The following is a 16,305-nucleotide window of genomic DNA, read 5'->3' on the forward strand; positions in this document are numbered from 1 at the left end:
TCAGGCCCCTCGTTCAGCTCACTTCCACAGACCACGATCGGTCAGGATTTCCTTGAAGTTGGTGCGTTCGATCAGTATCACGTCGTCCAGAGCGGTGTACATGGGTGGCACGGTGCCCTTTGTGACCCATTCGTATACATAAAGCGCGGTGTCGCCGCCCTCCTTGCCAGGGTTCGGCAACATTGAGCCAAAGAAGCCGCTTTTTTTCTTCTTCAGTTCGTCGATCGCATCGGTGCCGTTGATACCGATCCCGATCACGTCATCGGCTCCAAAGCCATTGGTAGAAGTCGCACGCACACCACCCAATACGGTGTTGTCGTTCATACCGCCGATGATCAGCCTTTTGGCATCGCCTGGCAGTTTTGGCAGCGCCGAGTTGGTGGCGTCCATGCTCCCTGGTACATCCAGAGTTTTCTGCGCGGTAAAGACAATGTGATCTTTCGGCAAACCGGCTTCTTCAAGCGACTTCACCGAACCATCAGTGCGTTTCTTGCCGGTATCCAGCTCGTTATAAGTGTTGATGATCGCGTAGGTGCCTTTCCAGCCATCCTTGTCCCACTCGCGTTTTTTCGCTTCCTTGGCCATCTCGACACCCTGCTTCTGGCCAACCTCAAAAGCCGCCATGCCCAGGTACGGCACGTCCTCCATAAAATTGCCTTTAGCGTCTACAAACCGATCATCCACGGCCATGACCTTTAGACCCAGCGCTTTGGCCTTGGCCACAATCGCAGGGCCGAGAGAAACATCAGGCGGGCAGATTACGAACCCCTTGGCACCGTTGGCCGCGAGGTTATCAATAGCGGTCAGGGTCTTCTCACCATCGGGTACAGCGATCTTGATAACAGTAAAACCATGCTCCTTGCCGGCTTTTTCGGCCCCCGCCCACTCGGCCTGGAACCAAGGCTCTTCAGCCTGCTTGACCAGGAAGCCGATTTTGACTTCTTCAGCAGCAGAGGCAACACCACTCATGCCGAGAATGGCAGTGGTGACGGCGGCACAGCACAGGGAACGAATCCCGTGACGACTCAACATAGCTAACTCCTTATTTTTATTGAATAGCTACAACGTTCAGCGAGGTGGCAGTCGAGAACGCGGATGCGCCCAGAACCGATCAAATAGTCATACCATATAATGAATGACTGCTATGTAACCGAATGTCACTCTTATAAATGCGGTCGGCGGCGAACGCTCCGTCAACCTGCGAAACGCCGACATGCTTTGCCGCTGACACCGACGTGCGCCGTCAGTACCGCGCCGTCGAACTGCCCATGCGCATCGCCAGGCGCTGCGCTGGTGACATACAGCGTCTGCAGGTCGGGACCTGCGAACACGCAACTGGTGGGATGGCTGACCGGTAAATCGACAATCCGGTCGACGCTGCCATCGGGCGCAAAGCGGATCAGGCAACTGCCGCCCCAGCGCGCGTTCCAGACATAGCCTTGGGCATCCATCGCCGAACCGTCGGGCGAACCACGGCTTTGCTCGGCCGCCCAGACCCGGCGGGGCCCCAGCGTGCCATCTGCCAGCACGGGGTATTGGTAGATAACCTCGTCGAGGGTATCGGCGCTGTACAGCACGCTGCCGTCGGTGTTCCATAGCAAGGTGTTGACGATGCCCTGCCCGTCCAGCAAACGCGTCACGCTCGCGTCGGCATCGACCCGGAACAACCCGCCCGAACGACGAACCAGAGGAACATCGCCGCCTCCGGCGTCAATATTGTTCTGCATGCTGCCCAGCCAGAGGCGGCCGCTCGCATCGCAACGGGCTTCATTGGCGCGATTACCGGGGGTCGGGTCTGCGACACAGAACAACGACAATGAGGTTCTTTCAGAGGTCGGGTCCAGGCGATAGACGCCGCTGGCCAGTGTCACCAGCGCGTCGCCCTGTTCAGTGGGGATAAACGCGGACACCGGCTCAGGCATGCGCCATTGACGGTACTCCCCGGCGACCAGCCGACAGGCCAGAAATCCGGCGATGTCGACCCAGTACAGGGCCTCTGCTTCGGCATCCCAGAAGGCGCCTTCAGCCAGTTTGAAACGGTGCTCGGAAACGGGCAGCCAGTTCATGAAAAATGTCCTTTGTTATTGTTGTAAAGGCACTTTTTTAGGTGTGTATTGCTTCAATGCTCATAACACAGGCCTTGCCAGCCCGAGCCTTCAGTCGGCCGGTCAGCTGTAAAACCGGCCTGTCCGGCAAAAAAGTGTCAGATCGGCTAAGGTGATCTCGTCAGCCTTCAGTGCCGCTTGCGCTACTAAATAGTATTACAATTCATTTTTCAAGCGGCATTTTATCGACTATAAATGCATGCATCGGAAGAAATCCGGTCAAATAGTCTTACCAATAACAATAAAAGCGGGTAGATCAGATGAAAAAGCATGCTCTTCTCAGCACCTTTGGACTGTCCTTGATGATCAGTACCTTGACCGCACAGGCCGCAGCACTCTCCAGCGAACACAGCGCGTTTGGGCAACTGCCCGATGGCAGCGCCATCGAGAAATATACCCTGCGCAACAGCCATGGCGTGCAGGCCAGCATCATCACTTATGGCGCAACCCTGCAATCACTGCTGGTGCCCGACAAGGCTGGCAAGGTGGAAGACATCGTGCTGGGCTTCGACGATGTGCAGGGCTATCAGAGCAACGGCACGGTTTATTTCGGCGCGACCATCGGCCGTTTCGGCAACCGTCTGGCGGGCGGCAAATTCAGTCTGGATGGCAAGACCTACCAGGTTCCGCTCAACGACAAGACCAATGCCCTGCACGGCGGCGACAAGGGTTTCGACAAGCGACTCTGGAAGGCGGAAGAAACCAGGACCGGTGATTCGGTCGGCGTGAAACTGACCTACGTGTCGCCGGATGGCGAGATGGGTTTCCCGGGCACGTTGCAGACTGAAGTCACCTACAGCCTGAACGACAAGAATGAACTGAAAATCGACTACCGCGCCACCACCGACAAACCCACGGTGCTGAACCTGACCAACCACAGCTATTTCAACCTCGCGGGCGCAGGCAGCGGCGATGTGCTCAAGCAGGTCGCCACCCTTCACGCTTCGCACTACACCCCGGTCAACGACAAGCTGATCCCGACGGGCGAACTGCCCGCCGTCGCCGGCACGCCGATGGACTTCCTCAAGCCCACCGCGTTTGGCAAACACATCAAGGATGACCACCAGCAGCTGAAATATACCGAACCCAAACAGGGCGGCTTTGATTTCAACTGGGTGCTGGACAGCAAAGGCGATGTGAAGAAACTCGCCGCCGAGGTCAGCGACCCGCAATCGGGCCGCACGCTGCAACTGTTCACCACCGAGCCCGGCGTGCAGCTGTACACCGGCAACTTCCTGGATGGCAGCATTCACGGCAAGGGCGGCAAGGTCTATCCGCACTGGGGCGCTTTCACGCTGGAAACCCAGCACTACCCTGACGCGCCCAACCAGCCGAAATTCCCCAGCACGCGACTGGACCCAGGCAAAGCCTACACCCAGACCACTGTGTTCAAATTCCTGAACAACTGAGGCGTTGACGCGCGCAGCTCCGGGAAACCTTAGCTGCGCGACTGTCCGTTTATTGATTGCGCTTCATGGCCGCTGTCAGGGTATCGACGTTGTAGCGAAACATCTTCGCGTAAGTCGCTGCCGGGCCGTCAGCTGGCGACAACGACTCCACATACAACTCGCCGCCCGGCTGAGCACCGCTGGCTTGGGCAATCTGCTTGACCAGACGCGGGTCACTGGAGTTCTCGAAGAAGTAGGCGCTGACATGCTCGGCCTTGATCTGACGGATCAGTTTCGAGACATCGGCTGCGGAGGCTTCAGACTCGGTGGACAGCCCCAACGGTGACAGGAACGTCACACCGTAGGCATCGCCGAAATAACCGAACGCATCATGGGAGGTGAGAATCTTGCGGTTGGCGGCAGGAATCGAATGGATCTGATCGCGGGCGTAGAGATCCAGTTGCTGCAATTCAAGAATGTAGCGCTCGCCATTGGCCTGATACTCACTGGCCCCTTGCGGATCAGCTTTTTTCAGCGCAGCGATGATATTGCGCACGTAAACCACCCCGTTCGCCGCACTGTTCCACGCATGCGGGTCAACAATGCGCTTGCCGTCTTCGTCCATGCTGCGGGTCTTGATACCCTCGGAAAGTACCACCGGCTGGCCCTTGTAGCCCGACGCCTTGATCAGCCGGTCCATCCAGCCTTCCAGATGCAGACCACTGACAAACGCCAGGTCGGCATTCTTCAGCGCCTGAGCGTCGCCGGGCGTCGGCTCGTAGACGTGCGGGTCGCCATTGGGGCCGATCAGCGATTTGACATGGACCCGGTCGCCGCCGACGGTGCTGACCATGTCGGCGATTACCGTGAACGAGGCCACCGCTTCCAGCGGTTTGGCCTGGGCAAGGCTGGCAAATGCCGACAACGCCAGTGCAGCTATGGAACTCAACACCATCAATCGTTTCATGACATACCTTTTCAGTGAGCCAGGTGAGGTTTGGGAAACAGTCGACGCACGATGCCCGTGCGCCCGAATAACAGGGACAAACCGTAGAACGCGCTGGCGGTCAGGACGATGGCCGGCCCCGAAGCGACGCCAAGGTGGTAGGAAACGATCAGGCCGATCAGCCCGGAGAGAGTGGCAATCAGCGTTGAGATGACCATCAGGCCGCTGAGCGAATTGCTCCAGAAACGTGCGGCGGTGGCAGGCAGCATCATCATGCCCACCGCCATCAGGGTGCCCAACGCCTGAAAACCTGCGACCAGGTTCAGCACCACCAGCAACAGGAACAGCACATGGTACAGCGAGCCGCGCCCGCCGACTGCTCGTAGAAACCCCGGATCGAAGCACTCCAGCACCAGCGGGCGATAGATCACCGCCAACAGCACCAGCGTGAACGACGCAATGCTGCCCACCATGTAGATGGCGGTGTCGTCGATGGCCAGAATGGTGCCGAACAGCACGTGCAACAGGTCAACACTGGAGCCATGCAGCGAGACGATCAGCACCCCGGCAGCCAATGAAGTCAGGTAAAAGCTGGCAAAACTGGCGTCTTCACGCAGCGAGGTCAGCCGGCTGACCAGCCCGGACAGCAACGCCACCGCCAGCCCGGCGATCAGTCCGCCAAAGCCCATCGCGGGCAGCGACAGGCCGGCGATCATGAAACCCACTGCAGCCCCCGGCAGAACCGCATGACTCATCGCATCGCCGACCAGACTCATGCGCCGCAGCATCAGCAACACGCCCACCGGGCCTGAGCCAATGCCCAATGCCAGGCACGCCACCAGCGCGCGGCGCATGAAACCGAACTCGACAAACGGCTCGACAATCAGGCTATACAGCATCATGAGCGTTCATCCTCGGCATCACACAGCGAGGCGTCTGGGCTCCAGTATTCAGCCATGTTGCGCGCCTTGCGCAGGTTGGCGTCGCTAAGCACGTGCGAGGTCTCACCCCAGGCAATGGCTTCGCGGGCCATCAACAGGGTTTGCGGAAAGTGCTGACGCACCTGTTCGATATCGTGCAGCACGGCGATCACCGTCCTGCCCTGCCCGTGCCAGACCCGCACCAGCTCCAGCAGGTCGCGGGTGGTGCGTGCATCGATGGCGGTAAACGGTTCGTCCAGCAGGATCACCGAGGCGTCCTGCAACAACAGGCGCGCAAACAGCACGCGCTGAAACTGCCCGGATGACAGCGAGCCGACGCTGCGCGCTTCAAACCCTTCCAGCCCAACCGTGTGCAAAGCCTCTTGGGTCAGGCGAGCATGATTGCGCGTCAGGCTGCGAAATGGCCCGATGCTGTGCCAGGCACCCATCGAAACCGTGTCGGCAACACTCAGCGGAAAGCTGCGGTCGATCTCCGCGGCCTGCGGCAGGTAGCCAATCGTGCGGGTCGCCAGACGGCCCCGGTCGATATGCCCCTGGGCCGGTTTCATGGTGCCGGCGATGGCTTTGATGAGGGTCGATTTGCCCGCGCCATTCGGCCCGACAATCGCCGTCAGGCTGCCCGCCTCGAAGCGCCCGCTGATGTGATGCACCGCCGGGCGACGCTCGTAGGCGACGGTCAGGTTTTCCAGGCCAATGGCGGCGCTCACGGAATGGCCACCGACCAGCCGATGGCCAGCCACAGCAATGCCAATATGACCAGAGAAAACAGGACCCGCTTCCAGGCTGGTTGAGCCAGAACGGAGCCTGCTATCGAGGCACTTGCTACTGAAGAGGTAGAAGGAATTTTCACGCGAGAGTAACCTGCAACTATTCGTTACAGTATTACATAGCAGTCTTGCAAATGTTATTAAATAACATTCATCCTCGCGTTCGAGCCTCCATGCAGGCCAAAAACCCGCGCTGTAAATCTTCGATCAGCGCCGAGCCATCCTCCAGGCCGATGTGCAGGCGCAGCACGGTGTTGAGCTGCCTGTCTTCTTCGCTGCTCCGCGCCGTGAGCTCGGCCACTGTGATCAGGCTCTCATAACCGCCCCACGACGCCCCGAGGCCGAACAGCTGCAAGGCGCCGATGAAGTGCTCTGCCAATGCGGGATCATCGTCACGCAACTCGAACGACAGCAGACCGTTACTGCCACTGAAATCGCGCTTCCACAGCCAATGCTGCGGATGTGTGGGCAAGCCCGGATGAAACACCCGGCCAACCTGCGGGTGGGCGTCAAGCCACAGCGCGACCTCCAGCGCCTGGCGCTCATGCACCTCCACGCGCGAGGCCAGCGTGCGTGCGCCGCGCAGTATCAGCCAGGCATCATCAGGGCTGGTCGCGTTGCCCAAAGTGTCGCCCATCCGTCCAATTGGCGCCCAGACGTCTTCGCGGGTGCAGACGCTGCCCATCACCACATCACTGTGGCCACACAGGTATTTGGTCAGGGCCATGATGGAAATGTCCGCACCCAGCGCCAGCGGTCGGTACAGATAGCCACTGCCCCAGGTGTTGTCCACCGCCAGCAGAATTCCGCGCGGCCGACACAACGCCGCAAGTGCAGGCAGGTCGCACAGCTCATACAGCAGTGAGCCGGGCACTTCGGCGTAGACCATGCGTGTGTTGTCCTGCAACTGCGCTTCCAGCCCTCGACCGTCGGCGGCGTAATAGCTGACCTCGATCCCGAACGGCTGCAAAAACTCCTGCGCCACACGGCGTACCGGTGAATAGACGGCGTCGGTCAGCAACACATGATCGCCGGGGCGCAGGTAGGCCAGAAACGTCTGCGCCACCGCAGCCAGGCCGCTGCTGAACAGCCGGGTGCGATAACCACCTTCCAGCTCGGTGACCAGGTCTTCAAGGGCAAAGCCCGTCGGATTGCCTCGCGCGCCATAACTCAACAGCCGCTCGCTGTCGCGACGCTTACGCACATCGCGCATCTCGCTCAAACTGTCGAACAGCACCGTACTCAGACGCGTGACGGGCACATTGACACCACGCATTCCATCGCCCTTGGCCGTACGTGCTGCATGCACCAGCCTTGTACGTAGCAAAGGATCGCGCAGCGACGGATTGCGCGGCCCGCCAGACGCCGGTTCGGGTTGCAGCGGCTTGAAGCTGGCAATCTCCTGCGCGGTCATTTGCCCCAGCAAACCGATCTCCCAGGCCAGGTACTGACGTGCAGCGTCCTTGTTGCCCGAGTGCCGATCATGGGTGAAGAACAGAAAATCGATACAGTGCTCGTCTGCCAGACTTGCGCTGCCTTCGCGCACTGGCCGCCCGGCCGCCTGCCAGGCCTCAACGCCGCCTTCAAGCACGCGAGTCTGCTGACGCTGCGCCAAAGGCAATTCCTGCACGGCCAGTTGCGCAATCAGCGGATCGTCGGCGACCAGCACCACCGGCCTGATTTCCTGCGCCAGAACACCTGCGAGCAACGGGCGAATCGACCAGCGCGAGCCGTCGATATGTGCCTTGCGGTAGCGCGTGCTGGAACGCAGATCGATCAGCGCAACCGCCGCGTCTTTCAACGCGTCTTCCAGTACCTGAATGCTGATGCCCGGCACGTCTGCCGTGGCCACGTTAGCTTCAGCCACCGGCAGCGACAGGCCGCTCTCGACGCCGTCAGCCAGCACATATGCATCATGCCCCAGTTGCCTTAGCCAACTGGCGACAATGGGCGCGCGAATGCCATCGGCGTCCAGCAACACCAGCCGTGCGTTGCGCACCCCAACGTACAGATCGGTGGCCTGAATCAACTGTCCGCCAGGCGTGTGTTGCGCGCAGGGCAGGCTGCCTGCGGCAAATTCTTCGGCGCTGCGTACATCACACAGAAACAGGCTGCGACCGGACTCCTCAGCCCAGCGCTGCACTTGTCCGCCCGTCACGGTCTGCACCTGCGCGCGCCTGGCCAGCGCCTCGGCAGCATTGCGCTGTCGGGTCAGCGCCGCTGCGGACACCTCATCCGGGTAGCGCCGGACACTGCCGTGTTCCAGTTGCAGATCGGCCAGGTACCAACCCTGTGTACCGTTCTCGAGTGCATATACAGGGTTTTTCAGGCCCATATCGATCAGCGTCTGAGCGCCGATGATGCTGCGTGTGCGCCCGGCGCAGTTGACGACAATCGGCGTGCTGTCATCGCCAACCAGTTCCCGAATGCGATAACCCAGCTCGCCATTGGGGCAGCACACGGAACCTGGGATGGTCATCTTGCGGTACTCATCGAACGGCCTGCCGTCCAGCACCACCAGCGGCTCGCCGCGCGCCTGCCACTGTGCCAGTTGCGTGGCCGTGACATGCGGCGTGTGGCTGACCTGCTCGACCAGCTCGCCAAATGCCTTGGACGGCACATGCACGCCTGCAAACAGCTGTCGGCCCGATTCTCGCCAGCCATGCGCGCCGCCCTGCAGAATGTGCACGTTGCCGTAGCCCAACGCAGCGAGTCGCAGGGCTGCTCGCGGTGCGACATCGCTGCCGCTATGGTCGTAAATCACCAGGCGCACGGCAGTGTTCGGTGCCAGACGGCGGATGTCCAGTTCCAGACGGCTGTAGGGCAGCGTCACCCCGTGAAACAGATGCGCTTCGCCATACTGGCCATGCTCACGCACATCGAACAGGGCAATTTCCTGCCCGTCGAACAGCCATTGTTGCAGGTGCGCCGGGGTGATGTTCTGGCTCATTGGGTGGCTCATTTGAGTTGAAAGAAAACGCTATCGCACGCACCTCGCACCGGCTTAATACGCCTGAATCGAAGGTGCCATCTGCGAAGCGTTGTAATTGAGCACGCGCCCTTCCTGATTGACGCCATAGCGGCCGTTGAGTGATTCCAGCGGACGGCCGTAGAGGTGGAAATGCAAGGTGGGCTGATCGCCCTCGACCTTGATGCCGTGCAGGTCTTCACCTAGAAACGAAATCGGCGTGCCGGGCTGAACCACCACCTCTTTCTCCAGCTCAAGCCGGGCGAAGGCCGGGTCACTGCCGTCATCGGTGCGAGCCCATACGTAATTGATTTCCTGACCCTGCACCGCGACGATCACCGCCCAGGTTTCATGGTTATGCGGCAAGGTGCTTTTGCCGGGCAACAGGGAATTCATGTACAGCGTCGGGGTTTCGCCATCGTCGTTGAGCCGGTAGCGAAACGCGGTATCACCCTCGCCCGCCACCGGAGCGGGAAAACCGGCGAAATTGAACAGGTCATGCCGCTCGGCCAGCGTCTCCAGCAACGTGACAATTTCAGCCAGTGCCGCACGGTCCACGCCGCGCTCGTGGATGACGCGCACTTGCTGCAGAAACGCTTCTATTACGTGGGTTCGGTCATCAAGGCTCATACAGGTGCTCCCTTTTTTGGTTCTGATTTAGACGGACAGGCTGTAGCGGCTGATATTGCTCAGCAGAAACGGGTCGCCCGCCGTGTGGTTTCGACGTCCCGCATCCCCCAGTGCATGGCGCAAAAACGCGGCCGTGCGCTCGCTGGTCGGGCGCTGGAATATCTGCTCGGCGCTGCCGTGTTCGACAATCAGGCCGTTCTCGGTGAAATACACCTGGTCACTGATCTCCTCGGCAAAACGCATCTCATGAGTCACCAACACGCAGGTCATGCCCTCCTCGGTCAGCTCGCGAATGACGGTCAGCACCTCGCCGACCGTTTCCGGGTCCAGCGCCGAGGTCACTTCATCGAACAGGATCAGTTCCGGACGCATGGTCAGGGCGCGAGCGATGGCCACCCGCTGTTGCTGCCCGCCGGACAACTGCCCCGGATACGCATCGGCCTTGTGCTCCATGCGCACCTTGGCCAGCAACGCCCGCGCCTGTTTTTCTGCCTCGCCGCGCTCGATGCCCAGCACCTTGCGGGGTGCTATCACCAGGTTTTCCAGCACTGACAAATGCGGAAACAGGTTGTATTGCTGAAACACAAACCCGACCCGCTTGCGCAACTCGATGCGCTCGGCTTCACGCGTCAACTCATCAACCCGGGTCTGACCGACGCGAATGCTGCCGCGCTGCGTCTGCAACAAGCCGGTAATGCAGCGCAGGATGGTCGACTTGCCCGAGCCCGACGGGCCGATGATCGACACCGCCTGACCACGCTCGACATCCAGATCGATCCCCTTGAGCACACGGTTATTGCCGAACGACAGGTGCAGATCACGCAGACTGACCAGTGACTGGGCGCCAGAATCAATGGAAGGCATAGCGTCGCTCCAGGTAGTGAGTCAGACGGGAAATGGGGTAGCAATAAGCGAAGAACAGCACCAGCAGGCTGCAATAGATAACCACCGTGAAACCGGTCTGGTTGACCGTGTTACTGGCAATCTGCGCGGTATCGATCACATCATGCACGCCCACCAGCGACGCCAGCGCCGTGCCCATGGTGATCACCGCGTACAGGTTCATCCACGGCGGCAACATGCGTTTGAAGCACTGCGGCAGGATGATCGAGCGAAAAATCTGCCCCCGCGTGAAGGCCAGCGAACGTGCAGCCTCCCACTGGGTGCTGGGGATAGAGGCCACTGCGCCGCGAAAGATCTCGGCCACATTGGCGCTGGCAGGCAATGCCAGGCCGAGGGTGACTTTCACCCAGTCAGGAAAGGCGATGTAGGTTCCGGCAATCTTGATCTCGAATGGGAACACATAAGTGGTGAAGTAGATCAACACCAGCCACGGCGCATTACGAAAGACCTGCACCCACAGACGCGCTGGCAAACGCAGCAAGCGGAACGGCGAAAGCCCCAGCGCCCCGACCAGCAGACCGAACACCGAGCCCAGGCCGATGGCGACCAGGCTGATCAGAATGTTCTGCGCAAAACCGCCCGCCAGTGCGGGCGACCACTGCACCAAAGCGTTGAATATCGGGCGTCCAGACGCCCAATAAAACAGCGCGCTCACCAACAGCACTGCCAGGCTCACTGTAACCAGGCGGCGACGCGGCCAGGCGGGCGGCGTGGCGAGTGACGAGTCAATCGCCATAGCCGGGCATCCTCAAGCGAGCTTCCAGGGCACGCCCTGCGCAATTAACTGCAAAACTGAGCACCGCGAAAAAACTTAGCAACAGAATCATCAGTTCCAGCACGTTGTCACTCTGAGTCCAGATCATGATCGAGGCGTAGGTGATGTCATTTACCGCAATCGCCGACGCCACCGCCGTCATCTTCACCAGATCGATCAGGTTGTTGACCAGCGACGGCAAGGCGAAACGCACGGCCAGCGGCAACTGCACATTCCACAACAATTGACGGCTGTTGAACGCCAGTGAACTGGCCGCCTCAAGCGTCACGGCGGGTACCGCTTCGATACCGGCCCGCAGTGCTTCGGCATGAAATGCACCCTTGTGCAGGGAAATCACGATCACCACCCAGGCAAACGGGGTCAGCGGATTCGCCGCGCCAACCGCCTGGGTCAGCAACATGTTCAATACCAGAAACGCGCAGTAAAGCTGCACCAACGTGGGCGTGTTGCGCGTGACTTCAATGAATATCCGCGCAGGCATGGCCAGCCAGGCTTTACCCGAGGTCAGCATTGCCGCCAGAGCAACGCCGGCCAGCAGGCTACCGATGATGGTGAGCAGGCACAGCCACAGTGTGGTCACGGCACCTTCCAGCATCGTGCCGCGCTGATAGGCGTCGAGCAAAAAGGCGTAGTTCAGACCGATACCGGCAGCCCACTGCACCGCAGATTCAAGCCAGTGGTTCATGAGGTTCTCTCGCAGGAGGGTAGTGAACGCCGAAGCAAGAGAATCAGGCGCCTTTGCCCTTGAACTGCTCATGCAGTTCAACCAGTGCGGGTGATGCAGGGGTGATGTTGTAGCGTTTTTCCAGCTCGATCAGCCAGCCGCTGCGGTGCCAGTCCTGAACGATGCTGTCGAGGCGATTCTGCGTGTCGGTTTCACCGGAACGGGTCCAGATCACCGATGGCGCAGGATTGAGCTCTGGTGCGATGGCGCGATAGCCCTTCCACTCATCATTACCTGCCAGCAACGGATTGATCAGCGTGGCGTCGTGCACGGCCGCGACACAATTGTTGCCGCGCAACGCAAGCAACGATTCGGACGAACTTTTGAAGGCTTTGATGTCGGCACCAAACTCAGTCAGTGCCTTGATGTAACTGCTGCCTTGCGAGGTGCAGACTGGCTGGCCCTTGAGGTCTTCCCAGCGCGTGATCGTGCTGTCCTTGAGCACGGCAGCAGTCCCACCCACGCGGTAAAACGGGGTGGGCACCGAGCCGAGAAGCTGGCCGCGCTCAGGCGTCCATTCCATGTTGGCGATCAACAGGTCCACCTTGCCCTGCTGCAAAAACTGCACGCGGTTGGCCGTCAATACCGACACCAGTTCGACCTCGACACCCAGCCGCTTGCCTATGTCCTCGGCCAGCTCCACATTGACGCCTTGGGGTTTGCGGGTCTGGGGGTCGATGGAGCCGAACGGGCCACCTGACAGCAACACCCCGACCACCAGACGATGACGCTCTTGAACCTTGTCCAGCGTTGCATCCGCCAGCACAAAACCACTAACAGCCATGCTGGCCAGAACGCCCAGCATCGCTGGAAGAAAACCTGAAACGGATGAGCGCTTGTTCGACATGAAATACCCCGGTTGATGATCGGCGAGCCCCGACCTGATGCAGCGACACTACGGATCGCCGCCCGTTAACGGAAATTCAAATATCAAATATAGTTATAACTTTAAGTTCACTTATGCCCATTCAGCTCATGACACCCAGCAAATATTGGCGATAAATGGTAAATATCTAAGGACCTACACAAAACACATTAATTTTCGTAATGTATTCCTCAGCCATCCTGATATGAGTTCGACCCGAGACCATGCCCGACTCACCCACAACAACCTCGACGCTCGATCTGGAACTGCTGCGCACCTTCGTTGCCGTGGTCGACCAGCACAGCTTTGCTCAGGCCGGCGCTCACCTGGCGCGAACCCAGTCTTCGGTCACGCAGCACATGCAGCGCCTGGAGCAGCAGACCGGTGTCAGCCTGTTTCAGAAGAAAGGACGGCACAAGCAATTGACCGAGTCGGGTCGGCAACTGCTGAGGCACGCCAGGCAGATGCTGTCGCTCAATGACGATGCGCTCAATTCATTGCGCGACAGCAGCCTGAGCGGCGTGCTGCGCATCGGCTCGCCCCATGACATCGCCGACACCATTTTGCCGCCGCTGCTCAGCCACATCGCCCGTTCGGCGCCAAGGCTACGCCTGGAGATCGATGTGGGGCGCAGCCCGTTCCTGATGGACGACCTGCACCGCGGCAAAGTCGACATGGTGATTTCTACCCGCGAAGACCCGACGCTGGAGGGCTTCGCCCTGCGAACCTCACCGGTCTGGTGGATCTGCTCGGCGCAGTACATTCATGTGCCGGGCGAGCCCCTGCCGCTGATTCTGGTCGATGAGCCCAGCATCTATAGGCGCTATGCGCTGCACGCGCTGGAGGCGGCCAACATTCCATGGCGCCAGGCCTATCTGGCTTCCAACCTGATCGGCATCAAGGCCGCCACCCGCGCGGGGCTTGGCGTGACGCCACGCAGCATGGAAATGCTCGGCCCGGACATGCGCGTGCTGGGGGAAAGCGAAGGCCTGCCGCGCCTGCCGGACGTCACCTACCACCTGTGGATCAGGCCCAATACCTTGAACCCGCTGGCGCGCAAGGCCTATGAGCTGATACGCGCAAGCCAGAGCCTGTAACTCCGCCGTGCGGTACTTGTGAATAGCCAGTCGACCCTATACTGTACATCCAAACAGTTAAGGGGCACTTCATGGAGCTCATCGACAAGCTCAGCATTCTGGCCGACGCCGCCAAGTACGATGCGTCGTGCGCCAGCAGTGGAGCACCCAAGCGCAGTTCGCAGAACAAATCCGGCCTGGGCTCCACCAACGGCATGGGCATCTGCCACAGCTATACGCCTGACGGGCGCTGCGTTTCACTGCTGAAAATCCTGCTGACCAACTTTTGCCTGTACGACTGCCAATACTGCGTCAATCGCCGCTCCAGCGATGTGCCCCGCGCGCGCTTCACGCCCGAAGAAGTGGTCACCCTGACCCTGGACTTCTACCGTCGCAACTGCGTGAGCGGGCTGTTTTTGAGTTCCGGGATCATCCGCTCGGCGGATTACACCATGGAACAGTTGGTTGAAGTGGCGCGGTTGCTGCGCGAAGTGCACGAGTTTCGCGGCTACATCCACCTCAAGACCATCCCCGACGCTGACCCGGCGCTGATCGAAAAAGCCGGGCGTTACGCGGACCGCCTGAGCGTCAATATCGAGCTGCCAACGGACGTCAGCCTGCAAACCCTTGCGCCGGAAAAAGATGTCGCATCCATCAAGCAGGCCATGCAGACGATTTACACCGGCGAACAGACCGTGCGCAACGAACCGCGCTCGCCGCGTTTTGCCCCGGCCGGGCAAAGTACCCAGATGATCGTTGGCGCCGACGCCACCGATGACAGCACCATCCTGCACAGTGCGCAGACGCTGTATAGCGACTTCAAGCTGCGCCGCGTCTATTACTCGGCGTTCAGCCCGATCCCCAACAGCCCCAACAGCGTGCCGCTGGCCGCGCCGCCCTTGATGCGCGAGCACCGGCTGTATCAGGCTGACTTTCTGCTGCGCGGCTACGGCTTTACCGCAGGCGAACTGCTAAGCGGCCCCGGCGATCTGGCGCTGGACATCGACCCCAAACTGGCCTGGGCGCTGGGTAACCGACAAGTGTTTCCGCTGGACCTGAACAAGGCAGACGCGGCACTGATTGCACGGGTGCCGGGTATTGGTATCCGCACCACGCAGCGATTGGTCGAACTGCGCATGCAGCGGCGCATCCGCTACGAAGACCTGGCCCGCATGCGCTGCATACTCGCCAAGGCCAAGCCGTTCATCATCACCAGTGACTACCACCCGCCGCATGCGGAAACCACCAGCGAGTTCCTCCATCACCAGTTGCGTGACCGGCCGCAGCCTCAGCAAATGGGGCTGTGGGGATGATCTGCCTGGACTGTGACGACCTTTTCGACACCTGGCGGCTGCAAGCGCGCTGGTTGTTAAGTCATGAAATTGACCCCAGCCAGGTCAGCTGGAAATCCCCGGACGTCACCGACCTGTTTGGCAGCGAAGAACAATACCCCGAACAATCCGGCCCGTTTCAGGCCCGCGTGCCGCTGGAGTTGCTGCAGTTGCTGCAAAGCACATCGCGCTATCGAGGCGAACAGCGCTGGAGTTTGCTGTACGAAGTGCTGTGGCGCGTCACTCACGGTGACCGCACGGCCATGATGGCCGGCGACAAACTGGGCAGCGAGCTGCATCGACGGCTCAAGGCTGTACGCCGCGAGGCGCATCACCTGCATGCTTTTTTGCGTTTTGTCGCATTGCCGCCAGCCGACAACGATGCGGCGATCATGCGCCCGCAATACGTGGCCTGGCATGAACCGGCCCACGATATTCTGCACAGTGCCAGCGAGCACTTCATCGGCCGCATGGGCCAGCACCGCTGGATGATTGCCACACCACAAGACGGCGTGTATTACGACGGCAAGCAATTGATCCACGAACGACGTTGCCCTGAAGCGTGGCAAACAATGGCCCGACAGGTCGAAGACCCGCACGGCGAATTGTGGTTGACCTATTACAGCCACATCTTCAACCCTGCGCGCCTCAACCCCAAGGTCATGGAAGGTCATTTCCCTTCACGCTTCTGGAAAAACCTGCCCGAAGGCCCACTGATCCCGGCACTCATCACCCAGGCGCGTACGGGCAAGCAGCGCGACGGCCAGGCCAGCGATATCGCTGCGCGACGCGGCAAGAAGATTGCGCTCAGGGATTGAGCCTTTGACGTTGCGACGCTCGTGCCCTGGCCAATGCATCCAGAATCGGACGCAGAGCGTCCAGAACG

General features: G+C 60.2%; 16 protein-coding genes. 4 read left to right on the forward strand and 12 right to left on the reverse strand.

The window, feature by feature from the left end:
- Positions 1-18: 18 nt before the first annotated feature.
- Positions 19-1,032, reverse strand: coding sequence for a substrate-binding domain-containing protein (locus tag QRN38_RS13095; RefSeq protein WP_057415244.1), 1,014 nt, complete (start codon positions 1,030-1,032; stop codon positions 19-21).
- A gap of 161 nt (positions 1,033-1,193) precedes the next feature.
- Positions 1,194-2,066: an SMP-30/gluconolactonase/LRE family protein gene (locus tag QRN38_RS13100; RefSeq protein ID WP_057418117.1), complete on the reverse strand. Its 873-nt coding sequence runs from the start codon at positions 2,064-2,066 to the stop codon at positions 1,194-1,196.
- A 299-nt stretch (positions 2,067-2,365) separates the two neighbouring features.
- Between QRN38_RS13100 and QRN38_RS13105 the strand changes: the two genes are divergently transcribed.
- Positions 2,366-3,514: an aldose epimerase family protein gene (locus QRN38_RS13105; protein ID WP_057418116.1), complete on the forward strand. Its 1,149-nt coding sequence runs from the start codon at positions 2,366-2,368 to the stop codon at positions 3,512-3,514.
- Between the two features lie 49 nt (positions 3,515-3,563).
- On the opposite strand, the gene QRN38_RS13110 is transcribed toward QRN38_RS13105, so the two are convergent.
- The 10 genes from QRN38_RS13110 to QRN38_RS13155 form a co-directional block, all read right to left on the reverse strand.
- A complete protein-coding gene (locus tag QRN38_RS13110) occupies positions 3,564-4,460 on the reverse strand; it encodes a metal ABC transporter substrate-binding protein (RefSeq protein WP_007245975.1) in 897 nt (298 codons plus the stop codon).
- 11 nt (positions 4,461-4,471) lie between these two features.
- Positions 4,472-5,341: a metal ABC transporter permease gene (locus tag QRN38_RS13115; RefSeq protein ID WP_003376994.1), complete on the reverse strand. Its 870-nt coding sequence runs from the start codon at positions 5,339-5,341 to the stop codon at positions 4,472-4,474.
- A complete protein-coding gene (gene aztA / locus QRN38_RS13120; RefSeq protein ID WP_011104120.1) occupies positions 5,338-6,087 on the reverse strand; it encodes a zinc ABC transporter ATP-binding protein AztA in 750 nt (249 codons plus the stop codon). The genes QRN38_RS13115 and aztA overlap by 4 nt, the downstream gene beginning before the upstream one ends.
- Positions 6,084-6,230, reverse strand: a complete 147-nt coding sequence (locus QRN38_RS13125; RefSeq protein WP_158607430.1) for a hypothetical protein — start codon at positions 6,228-6,230, stop codon at positions 6,084-6,086. Before QRN38_RS13125 ends, aztA begins: the two co-directional genes overlap by 4 nt.
- Before the next feature lie 68 nt (positions 6,231-6,298).
- Entirely contained in the window at positions 6,299-9,097 is a 2,799-nt protein-coding gene (gene metC, locus QRN38_RS13130; RefSeq protein WP_057418115.1) for a cystathionine beta-lyase, read from the reverse strand.
- 54 nt (positions 9,098-9,151) lie between these two features.
- A complete protein-coding gene (locus QRN38_RS13135) occupies positions 9,152-9,745 on the reverse strand; it encodes a cysteine dioxygenase family protein (protein ID WP_005762760.1) in 594 nt (197 codons plus the stop codon).
- A gap of 27 nt (positions 9,746-9,772) precedes the next feature.
- A complete protein-coding gene (locus QRN38_RS13140; protein ID WP_011104117.1) occupies positions 9,773-10,609 on the reverse strand; it encodes an amino acid ABC transporter ATP-binding protein in 837 nt (278 codons plus the stop codon).
- Positions 10,596-11,384 carry an amino acid ABC transporter permease gene (locus tag QRN38_RS13145; protein WP_005762766.1) on the reverse strand — a complete coding sequence of 263 codons (789 nt, stop codon included), beginning with the start codon at positions 11,382-11,384 and terminating at the stop codon, positions 10,596-10,598. The genes QRN38_RS13140 and QRN38_RS13145 overlap by 14 nt, the downstream gene beginning before the upstream one ends.
- Positions 11,374-12,108, reverse strand: a complete 735-nt coding sequence (locus QRN38_RS13150) for an amino acid ABC transporter permease (RefSeq protein ID WP_044389865.1) — start codon at positions 12,106-12,108, stop codon at positions 11,374-11,376. The genes QRN38_RS13145 and QRN38_RS13150 overlap by 11 nt, the downstream gene beginning before the upstream one ends.
- A gap of 43 nt (positions 12,109-12,151) precedes the next feature.
- The gene (locus QRN38_RS13155) at positions 12,152-12,994 is read right to left on the reverse strand and encodes a transporter substrate-binding domain-containing protein (RefSeq protein ID WP_057418114.1); all 843 of its coding nucleotides are present in this window, start codon (positions 12,992-12,994) and stop codon (positions 12,152-12,154) included.
- A 242-nt stretch (positions 12,995-13,236) separates the two neighbouring features.
- On the opposite strand from QRN38_RS13155, the gene QRN38_RS13160 reads away from it, so the two are divergent.
- The 3 genes from QRN38_RS13160 (at position 13,237) to QRN38_RS13170 (ending at position 16,237) form a co-directional block, all read left to right on the forward strand.
- A complete protein-coding gene (locus QRN38_RS13160; protein ID WP_005762770.1) occupies positions 13,237-14,109 on the forward strand; it encodes a LysR substrate-binding domain-containing protein in 873 nt (290 codons plus the stop codon).
- Positions 14,110-14,180: 71 nt separating this feature from the next.
- On the forward strand, positions 14,181-15,401 hold the full coding sequence (locus tag QRN38_RS13165; protein ID WP_024668515.1) for a putative DNA modification/repair radical SAM protein: 1,221 nt from the start codon (positions 14,181-14,183) through the stop codon (positions 15,399-15,401).
- Complete coding sequence (locus QRN38_RS13170; RefSeq protein ID WP_057418113.1) at positions 15,398-16,237, forward strand: TIGR03915 family putative DNA repair protein; 840 nt, start codon at positions 15,398-15,400, stop codon at positions 16,235-16,237. The genes QRN38_RS13165 and QRN38_RS13170 overlap by 4 nt, the downstream gene beginning before the upstream one ends.
- The last annotated feature ends 68 nt before the right edge of the window (positions 16,238-16,305 follow it).

The sequence above is a fragment of the Pseudomonas sp. CFBP2511 genome (assembly GCF_030209255.1).
GTDB lineage: Bacteria > Pseudomonadota > Gammaproteobacteria > Pseudomonadales > Pseudomonadaceae > Aquipseudomonas > Aquipseudomonas avellanae.